Raw genomic sequence first — 9,253 nt, 5'->3', positions numbered from 1 at the left:
GCGCCATCGGCGCCGTCGTACTCGTGGACACGCGCCGCCTCGCCGACTGCTTCCCCGCGGTCGACTACTTCGAGAACAGCGGCCTGCCCTTCGTCATCGCCCTCAACGGCTTCGACGGGCACCAGCCGTACACGCCGGAGGAGGTCCGCGAGGCCCTGCAGATCGGCCCGGACGCCCCCATCATCACCACCGACGCCCGCCACCGCGCGGACGCCAAGAGCGCACTCATCACGCTCGTCGAGCACGCCCTCATGGCGCGCCTGCGGTAGGAACCGGTCGCGCATCCGACAGGCCCCTGTGTCCCACGACGCGGGGGCCTTCGCCGTGGGCTTCTCCCCCGGGCCCGCACCGGCGGTGGTTCGCGAGCGGCGGTGGTGAGCGGCTTCGCACGGCGCGGTACGCGAGAAGGCCTCGCACCCGCCGGGCGGGTGCGAGGCCTTCTCTGGGTTTCGTGAGCCGGGGGCTCAGCCCTGCCAGCTGTGCGGGGCGCGGAAGCCCGGGGTGCGCTCCAGGCGGCGCCAGCCGGCCTGGCGCGGCAGGCGGACCGCGGTCTGCTCGGGGGTGGCGGCGGCGCGGGCGAGCAGGATCGCGGTGATCGCGGCCAGCTCCTCGGGCGCTGCGGTGCCCTTTTCGACGCGGAGCAGGGTGTCAGAGGTGTTGGTCATGGGGTGGCAGATCTCCTTCGCGGTTACTGCGGCGGGTTGCCGTGCTTGCGGGACGGCAGATCGGCGTGCTTGTTGCGGAGCATCGCGAGGGCGCTGACGAGCACCTCACGGGTCTCGGCGGGGTCGATGACGTCGTCGACGAGGCCGCGCTCGGCCGCGTAGTACGGGTGCATCAGCTCGGACTTGTACTCCTTGACCATGCGCACGCGCATCGCCTCGGGGTCCTCGGCGTCCGCGATCTGCTTGCGGAAGATGACGTTGGCCGCGCCCTCGGCGCCCATCACGGCGATCTCGTTGGTGGGCCAGGCGTAGGTGATGTCGGCACCGATGGACTGGGAGTCCATGACGATGTACGCGCCGCCGTACGCCTTGCGCAGGATCAGCGAGATCCGCGGGACGGTGGCGTTGCAGTACGCGTACAGCAGCTTGGCGCCGTGGCGGATGATGCCGCCGTGCTCCTGGTCGACGCCCGGCAGGAAGCCGGGGACGTCCAGCAGCGTGATGATCGGGATGTTGAAGGCGTCGCACATCTGGACGAAGCGCGCGGACTTCTCGGAGGCCTCGATGTCGAGGACGCCGGCGAGGTGGGCGGGCTGGTTGGCGACGATGCCGACGACCTGGCCGTCCATGCGTGCCAGGGCGCAGACGATGTTGCGGGCCCAGCGCTCGTGGATCTCCAGGACGTCGCCGTCGTCGACGAGTTCCTCGATGACCTTGTGCATGTCGTACGGACGGTTGCCGTCCGCGGGGACGAGGTCCAGGAGGACCTCGCTGCGGCGGTCCGCCGGGTCGCTCGTCTCGTGGACGGGCGGGTTCTCGCGGTTGTTCGAGGGGAGCATCGAGATGAGGTAGCGCACCTCGGAGATGCAGGTCTCCTCGTCGTCGTACGCGAAGTGCGCGACGCCCGAGGTCTCGGCGTGCACGTCGGCGCCGCCGAGGCCGTTCTGGGTGATCTCCTCGCCGGTCACCGCGCGGACCACGTCCGGGCCGGTGATGAACATCTGCGAGGTGTCCCGGACCATGAAGACGAAGTCCGTCAGGGCCGGGGAGTACGCGGCGCCGCCGGCGCACGGGCCGAGCATCACCGAGATCTGCGGGATGACGCCCGAGGCCTTGGTGTTGCGCTGGAAGATGCCGCCGTAGCCGGCGAGGGCGGAGACGCCCTCCTGGATCCGGGCGCCGGCGCCGTCGTTGAGGGAGACCAGCGGGGCACCGGCCGCGATGGCCATGTCCATGATCTTGTGGATCTTGGTGGCGTGGGCCTCGCCGAGGGCGCCGCCGAAGATCCGGAAGTCGTGCGCGTAGACGAAGACCGTGCGGCCCTCGACCGTGCCCCAGCCGGTGATGACACCGTCGGTGTACGGCTTCTTGTTCTCCAGGCCGAAGCCGGTCGCCCGGTGGCGGCGCAGCTGCTCGACCTCCTTGAAGGACCCTTCGTCGAGGAGCAGTGCGATGCGCTCGCGCGCCGTCAGCTTGCCCTTCGCGTGCTGGGCCTCGGTCGCACGGTCACTCGGTCCACGCCGCGCCTGCTCGCGCAGGGAGTGCAGCTCGGCCACGCGCCCACGGGCGTCCGTCGGCTCGCTCGGGATCTGGTCCACAACGGTCATGTACCGACCTTACGAAGATCGTGATGAAAAACCTCCGTTCATTCCGCACAGTCTCGGGAGTCTTCCGCTGTCCGGCCCGCACAGAACAGCCCTGGGAATTAAGGACTCCGCCAGATGGGGTCATCCCCGCTTGTAGGACCTTCACAGAAATCGCCGACACCCCGACGGGTGGTTGAAATTTGAACGGAATGGTTCTAGTGTCTCCGGTGTCGAAGTCGTTGAACATTCAACAGCTCCGCGTCCCCCACACAGGAACCACTATCGAGGAGTAGGTCATGGGCCTCTTCACCCGCCGCACCCAGGAGAACACCGCCGCCGTCGCCACCCTGGATGTGGACCCGGCGCTCGCCGCCCTCACCGGCGACTACGCCATCGACCCCGCCCACAGCAGCATCGGCTTCACCGTCCGCCACGCGATGGTGACCAACGTCCGCGGCTCCTTCGCCGACCACGAGGGAACGCTGCACCTGGACGGCTCCGACCCGGCCCGCTCCACCGCGTCGATCGATGTGAAGATCGCCTCCGTGGACACCGGCATCGCCGACCGTGACGGCCACCTGCGCAGCGGCGACTTCTTCGACGCCGAGGCCTTCCCGCTGATGACCTTCCGCTCCACCGAGGCCGCGATCCTCGGCGGGGACACCTACCGGATCACCGGCGACCTCACCCTCAAGGACGTCACCCGGCCCCTCTCCATCGACCTGGAGTTCAACGGCTCCGCCACCGACCCGTACGGCAACCAGCGCGTCGGCTTCGAGGGCAGCGCCGAGATCCTGCGTTCCGACTGGGGCCTGACCTGGAACGCGGCGCTGGAGACCGGCGGCGTCGTGGTCAGCGACAAGGTGAAGCTGACCTTCGACATCTCCGCCGTCAAGCAGGCCTGACCGGCCCCTGGGCGACCCGGGGACGGCGCGGTCTAGAAGCCGCCCCCGTCGAATCCACCACCGCCGAATCCGCCTCCGCCGCCGAAGTCCCCGCCCCCGAAGTCGGACGGGTTGAAGTCGGCCCCGGAGAAGTCCCCGCCGTCGTAGCCACCGTCCGTGCCGCCGCCGTAGTCCGCGGCGTAGGCGGGGGTGGACATCATCGAACCGAGCATGGTGCCCATGAGCAGGCCGGGCAGGATGCCGCCGCCGAAGTAGCCGCCGGCCCAGGGTCCGTACGCCGGGCCGGCGTCGTAGTACGGCCGCGGTCCGCGCCCGGTGTCGACGGTGCGCACGGCCGGGTCCAGTCCGTCGCGCAGCCGCACCGCGTCCGCCGTGCAGACGGGCACCGTACGCGCCGCCCCCGCGGCCGGGGCCCAGGTCGCGTCCTCGGTGCTCGGCCCGTGACGCGGGTCGAAGAAGCAGGGCAGGCGGCGCTCGGGCACCGGCTCGCCCCTGCGGCGCGCGTCCAGGCAGGCCAGGGCGTACCGGCCGTCCTCCAGGGCCTGGGTCACCCCGGTGACCTCTTCCGGGCGCTCCACGGAGGCCATGATCCGCTTGGCCGTCTCGTACGAGTCGAGTCCTCGCTCGTAGTCCGCGCGCATGGCGTCGTCGGCGCCCGGCTCACCCGGATGGAAGTCGAGGCGCTCCAGCTCCTCGCCGAAGGCCGTGATGTCCTCGTCGACGACCACGCCGAGTCGCTCGACGGCCTCGCGCCGGGCCTCTTCCTTCTTCCTGCGGTTGTGGCGGACCATCGCGTACGCACCGCCGCCGCCGATCGCGGCCACCGCGCCGAGGGTGATCAGGCCGCCCACCGGGACGCCGTCGGCGGCGCCCGTGGTGCCCCAGGAGTCGGGGGCGCTGCCCCTGGTCTGGGTCAGGGCCTGGTCCACGAAGTTGTTGAGCTGGGTGCTCGCGTCGACCGGGGCGCCGGTCTTGACCGCCTCGGTGAGGTTGCGGACGGCGTTGGTCGGCATCACGGCGCGGTCGGCGCCGGCGCTGAAGCCGTCGCCCAGCCGGATCGCGTAGAGCCCGGTGATGCCGGTCTCCGCGCGGACCGCGGCGAGCACCTTGTCCTGCGGGAAGTCCGCGGCGTCCGGGAGCACGGCGACGAAGACCGGCTTCCCGGCGTCCTTGATCTTCTCGGCGAGCGCGTCGGCCTCGGCCTTCGGCAGCTGTGCCGCGGCCCGGGGGTCGACGTACACGGGACCCTCCTTCAGGGCCTCTCCCACGGCGGCGACTCCGGTGTCGGCCGATGCCTGCGGTGCGGCCGCCAGGGCGGTCGCGCCGAGGGCCAGCAGCAGACCGGAGAGCAACGATCCCCAACGTATGGATATCAGCCTGGTCCTCATATCCTTGACGCTACCCGAACTGGCACTTTCCCGTGTGAGCCGGACATAAGGACGCCCCTGACCGGACGCCGGGACTCCGGCCCGCCCTGCCCGCGAGGCGTCGGCGCGCGTGTCGGGCCGCCGGCGTCCTGGAGTGCCGAGCCGGACGGTGGGCGGCGGATCCCGGCCGCCAGTACCTCGCGGGGTTCTCCCCGCCGGAGGACGGCGCCCACCACGGGCAGGTGCCCTGCGCCGCCCGGGACCTCGCCGGGCCGCGAGCAGCGCGCCGGGCCGTGCCGACCCGGGCCGACGGCGGCTACTCGGCCGGTTCGACGCCCGCGTGCAGGAGGCCGTAGGTGAAGGCGTCCTCCAGGGCCTGCCAGGAGGCGGCGATCACGTTGGGGGCGACCCCGACCGTGGACCACTCGCGGATCCCGTCCGTCGTGGCGATGAGCACCCGGGTCGTGGACTCCGTACCGTGCGTGCCCTCCAGGATGCGGACCTTGTAGTCGACCAGCTCGAACTTGGCGAGCTGCGGGTAGAACCGCTCCAGCGCCACCCGCAGGGCCCGGTCCAGCGCGTTGACCGGGCCGTTGCCCTCGGCCGTCGCCACGATCCGCTCGCCCTTGGCCCACAGCTTCACCGTGGCCTCGTTGGCGTGGGTGCCGTCCGGGCGGTCCTCGACGATGGCCCGCCAGGACTCGATGCGGAAGTACTTGCGGGCCCGCCCCTCCGCCTCGGCCCGCAGGAGCAGCTCGAAGGAGGCGTCGGCCGCCTCGTAGGTGTAGCCCTGGAGCTCGCGCTCCTTGACCCGCTCCACGACCCGGGAGATCAGCGCGCGGTCCCCGCCGAGGTCGACGCCGAGCTCCTTGCCCTTGAGCTCGATGGAGGCGCGGCCGGCCATGTCGGAGACCAGCATCCGCATGGTGTTGCCGACCCGCTCGGGGTCGATGTGCTGGTAGAGGTCCGGGTCCACCTTGATCGCCGAGGCGTGCAGGCCCGCCTTGTGCGCGAAGGCGGAGACGCCGACGTAGGGCTGGTGGGTGGAGGGGGTGAGGTTGACGACCTCGGCGATGGCGTGCGAGATCCGGGTCATCTCGGCGAGCGCGCCGTCGGGAAGCACCCTGCGCCCGTACTTGATCTCCAGTGCCGCGACGACGGGGAACAGGTTGGCGTTGCCGACGCGCTCGCCGTAGCCGTTCGCGGTGCACTGCACGTGGGTGGCGCCCGCGTCGACGGCGGCCAGGGTGTTGGCGACGGCGCAGCCGGTGTCGTCCTGGGCGTGGATGCCCAGGCGGGCGCCGGTGTCGGCCAGGACGGTGGCGACGGTCGCCGACACCTGGGCGGGCAGCATGCCCCCGTTGGTGTCGCAGAGGATGACGACGTCGGCCCCGGCCTCGTAGGCGGCGCGCACGACGGACTTCGCGTACTCGGGATTGGCGCGGTAGCCGTCGAAGAAGTGCTCGCAGTCGACGAAGACCCGGCGGCCCTGCGCCACCAGGTGGGAGACGGTGTCCCGGACCATCTCCAGGTTCTCGTCGAGGGTGGTGCGCAGGGCGAGCTCGACGTGGCGGTCGTGGGACTTGGCGACGAGCGTGATCACGGGGGCGCCGGACTCCAGCAGGGCCCGCACCTGCGGGTCCTGGTCGGCCGAGCCGCCGGCCCGGCGGGTGGCACCGAAGGCCACCAGCCGGGCGTTCTTGAAGTCGATCTCCGCGCGGGCGCGGGCGAAGAACTCGGTGTCGCGGGGGTTGGCGCCGGGCCAGCCGCCCTCGATGAAGCCCACTCCGAAGTCGTCCAGATGACGCGCGATCGTCAGCTTGTCGGCGACCGTGAGGTTGATGCCCTCACGCTGGGCGCCGTCGCGCAGGGTGGTGTCGAAGACGTGGAAGCTGTCGTCCAGGCCTCCGGACAGCGCTGTTGCCGCCTCTGGTGTCGTCATGCTGATCTGACTCCTGTCGGATGAGTGGTTCCGTGAAACCCCGGGTCCACTGCCCCCATCATCGCGTGCGGTGCGTTCCCGGTCGGGATGGTCCGGGAAACGAAAAAACCTCTCGCGGGTAGCGAGAGGTCTGCACGCGGGTCCGAGGCACGGTGGCCGCTTCCGCGAAGTTCTTCCACGGTTCAGCGGCCACTGGGGACCGGCGCGCTGCTGGCGATAATCATGAGCTGAGCAGGCACGCTCGCAGTCTGCCACACCCCTCGCCGCGGATGGACGGGCATCTCACGATGCGGGCAGTGCCCGTCCGTGGCGGAACGCCTACGGCCGCACGGACAGGGTGTCGTCGAGGAACTCGCGGACGTGGGCCAGGATGGCCGGCCGGTCGAGTGTCGGGAGGCCCACCGCCAGCTGGATGCTGAAGCCGTCGAGGAGGGCCCGGACGCGGGTCGCCACGCGTTCGGCGTCCACCGCGCGGAACTCCCCGCGCGAGATGCCCTCGGCGAGCAGCGCCACCAGGTCGCGGTGCCAGGCGCCCTCGATGGCCGCCTGCCGGTCGCGTTCCTGGGGGCCCGCGTTCTGGGACCGGTTCCACACCTCCAGCCACAGCGTCCAGTGCGGGTCGCGGGCCCGGGTGGGCACGTACAGGTCCACGTACGCCTGCAGCCGCTCGGCCACCGGGCCTCGGCGGGCGAGCAGGGCGCGACGCGCACCGCCCAGTTCGGCCTCGCTCCACTCCAGGGTCTGGAGCAGGAGTTCGTCCTTGCTGCGGAAGTAGTAGAGAAGGTGGCCGCTGCTCATGCCGACCTCGCGGCCCAGGCCGGCCATGGTCAGGCCGTCCAGGCCGCGCTCGGCGATCGTGGCCATGGCGGCGACGAGTACGTCCTCGCGCGGGGGCGCGTTCTTGCGCGCCGCCCGTACCGGTACTCCACCCGCCGCCATGCGCCGCTCCTTCGATGAGGTCCGCCGTAGGTCAGACCTTCGGCTGCTGCTGGGTGATGCAGTGGATACCGCCACCCCCGGCGAAAATCGTACGTGCGTCGACGAGGGTCACGGTCCGATCAGGGAACAGCCCGCGGAAGATCTCGGCCGCCTCCTCGTCGCGGGGGTCGTCGAAGGAGCACAGCACGACGCCTTCGTTGCACAGGTAGTGGTTGATGTACGAGTAGTCCACCCACTCGCCGTCCTCCTCCAGCACGGTCGGCGCGGGGATCTCCACGACCTCCAGCCTCCGGCCGGCGGCGTCGGTGGACGCGCGCAGGATCGCCGCGATGGTCCTGCAGCGTTCGTGGTCCGGGTGGGAGGGGTCGGGCTGGGTGTGGACCATGACCACACCGGGACGGGCGAAGGCCGCGACGATGTCGACGTGGCCCTGCGTGCCGTAGGTGCCGTAGTCACCGGCCAGGCCGTACGGCAGCCAGATCGCCCTGGTGGTGCCGAGGTGGGCGTGGATCTCGGCCTCGACCTGCTCGCGGGTCCAGTCGGGGTTGCGGCCCTTGCCCAGCTGGACGGTGTCGGTGAGCAGGACGGTGCCCTCGCCGTCCACGTGGATCGCGCCGCCCTCGTTGACCAGCGGGGTGCTGAACGTGCGGGTGCCCAGCACGTCCGAGACCTGCCGGGCGATCTTCGAGTCGTGCTCCCAGCGGGCCCACTCCTGGGCGCCCCAGCCGTTGAAGGTCCAGTCGACGGCGGCCAGCTCGCCGGCGTCGTCGGTGACGAAGGTCGGGCCGATGTCGCGCATCCAGGCGTCGTCGAGCGGGCGCTCGACGACATCGAGCGGGTGGCCGTCGCCGGCGCCGGCGATCGCCCGGGCGTTGTCGGCGTCGCCCGGGGAGACCACGAGGGTCACGGGTTCGTACGCGCGCACCGCGCGGGCGACGGCCCCCCAGGCCTCGCGGGCCTCGGCGAGCTCCTGCTCGGTGGTGAAGGTCGGGTTCGGGCTGGGCCAGGCCATCCAGGTGCGCTCGTGGGGCGTCCACTCGGCGGGCATCCGGAATCCGTTGTGCACGGGCTTGGCGGTCATGGCAGGCAGGTCCTTACGGCTGTGCTGGCTTACAGGAAGTACAGGCGGTTGAGGGAGACCGATGCGGCGGCTTCGGAGCGCAGGGGTTCCCCGTCGAGGGAGACGAGTCCGCTGCGCGCGTCCACGTCGACCGCGCCCACCCGGGAGTTGAGGATCAGGTCGGCGGGTCCGATGCCGCGGGTGTCACGGACGGCGACCCGGCGTCGGCGGGTCGGCATGTCGAACCGTACGGAGGAGCCCGCCGACGCACACAGCCGCATGCCGTAGGCGGCGGCGCGGTCGAAGTCCAGGCGCGGGTTCGCCTCGAAGAAGTGGAAGTGCGAGGTCACGCTGACGGGTACGGCGGCGGTGTTGCGCACGCGCAGGTGCACGGCCGGCTCCGGCCGGGGCACGCCGGGGCCGGGGACGACGGCGCCCGGGGCGTCGTCGCCGAGCGTCACCGCGCCCCGGACGGGGGACGGGACCACGGCGAGGCGGGACCCGTCGTCGAAGACGGCTTCCACGTGCACCTCGGTGACCACGTCCGCGACGCCCGGCAGGACGTCGTCGGGGCCCAGCACGCTGCGGGCCTCCTCGATGGCCTCGGCGAGCCGTCTGCCGTCGCGTGCCGCCTCGCAGACCGTGTCCGCGATCAGCGCGGTGGCTTCCGGGACGTTGAGCTTCAGGCCGCGGGCCCGCCGGGCCCTGGCCAGTTCCGCGGCGCTGCGGAGCAGCAGCCGGTCGCGCTCCGTAGGGGTCAGCCGCACGCCGATCCACCACCTCTTGAGT

9 protein-coding genes are annotated in these 9,253 nt (G+C 71.6%); 2 read left to right on the top strand and 7 right to left on the bottom strand.

The genetic code is table 11. The features are described from left to right. Positions 1-269: ATP/GTP-binding protein (locus ACIPXC_RS33235; RefSeq protein WP_386244086.1), on the top strand; the 269-nt coding region annotated here is incomplete at its 5' end. Positions 270-464: 195 nt separating this feature from the next. On the opposite strand, the gene ACIPXC_RS33230 is transcribed toward ACIPXC_RS33235, so the two are convergent. Both ACIPXC_RS33230 and ACIPXC_RS33225 read right to left on the bottom strand, forming a co-directional pair. Beyond that, positions 465-665 (bottom strand): acyl-CoA carboxylase subunit epsilon, encoded by a 201-nt coding sequence (locus ACIPXC_RS33230; protein ID WP_386461873.1) that lies wholly within the window; start codon positions 663-665, stop codon positions 465-467. A 23-nt stretch (positions 666-688) separates the two neighbouring features. Next, positions 689-2,272, bottom strand: a complete 1,584-nt coding sequence (locus tag ACIPXC_RS33225; RefSeq protein ID WP_401625729.1) for an acyl-CoA carboxylase subunit beta — start codon at positions 2,270-2,272, stop codon at positions 689-691. A gap of 275 nt (positions 2,273-2,547) precedes the next feature. Here ACIPXC_RS33225 and ACIPXC_RS33220 point away from each other — a divergent pair, with 275 nt between their 5' ends. Next, on the top strand, positions 2,548-3,156 hold the full coding sequence (locus tag ACIPXC_RS33220; RefSeq protein WP_401625727.1) for a YceI family protein: 609 nt from the start codon (positions 2,548-2,550) through the stop codon (positions 3,154-3,156). A gap of 32 nt (positions 3,157-3,188) precedes the next feature. Here ACIPXC_RS33220 and ACIPXC_RS33215 read toward each other — a convergent pair whose 3' ends face one another. The 5 genes from ACIPXC_RS33215 to ureA all read right to left on the bottom strand — a co-directional run bounded on the left by ACIPXC_RS33215 (position 3,189) and on the right by ureA (position 9,231). Further along, complete coding sequence (locus ACIPXC_RS33215; RefSeq protein WP_401625724.1) at positions 3,189-4,544, bottom strand: hypothetical protein; 1,356 nt, start codon at positions 4,542-4,544, stop codon at positions 3,189-3,191. Positions 4,545-4,839: 295 nt separating this feature from the next. Next, on the bottom strand, positions 4,840-6,465 hold the full coding sequence (cimA, locus tag ACIPXC_RS33210) for a citramalate synthase (protein ID WP_401625721.1): 1,626 nt from the start codon (positions 6,463-6,465) through the stop codon (positions 4,840-4,842). Positions 6,466-6,783: 318 nt separating this feature from the next. After that, positions 6,784-7,404 (bottom strand): TetR/AcrR family transcriptional regulator, encoded by a 621-nt coding sequence (locus tag ACIPXC_RS33205; RefSeq protein ID WP_401625719.1) that lies wholly within the window; start codon positions 7,402-7,404, stop codon positions 6,784-6,786. Positions 7,405-7,435: 31 nt separating this feature from the next. Then, positions 7,436-8,485: an agmatine/peptidylarginine deiminase gene (locus tag ACIPXC_RS33200; protein ID WP_401625716.1), complete on the bottom strand. Its 1,050-nt coding sequence runs from the start codon at positions 8,483-8,485 to the stop codon at positions 7,436-7,438. A gap of 29 nt (positions 8,486-8,514) precedes the next feature. Further along, positions 8,515-9,231 carry an urease subunit gamma gene (ureA, locus tag ACIPXC_RS33195; protein ID WP_401625713.1) on the bottom strand — a complete coding sequence of 239 codons (717 nt, stop codon included), beginning with the start codon at positions 9,229-9,231 and terminating at the stop codon, positions 8,515-8,517. Positions 9,232-9,253: the final 22 nt, after the last annotated feature.

It is taken from the genome of Streptomyces sp. NPDC090021, from assembly GCF_044748225.1.
Classification (GTDB): Bacteria; Actinomycetota; Actinomycetes; order Streptomycetales; family Streptomycetaceae; genus Streptomyces.
The sequence above is the reverse complement of the archived record's forward strand: the minus strand, read 5'-3'. Positions and strand labels throughout refer to the sequence as shown.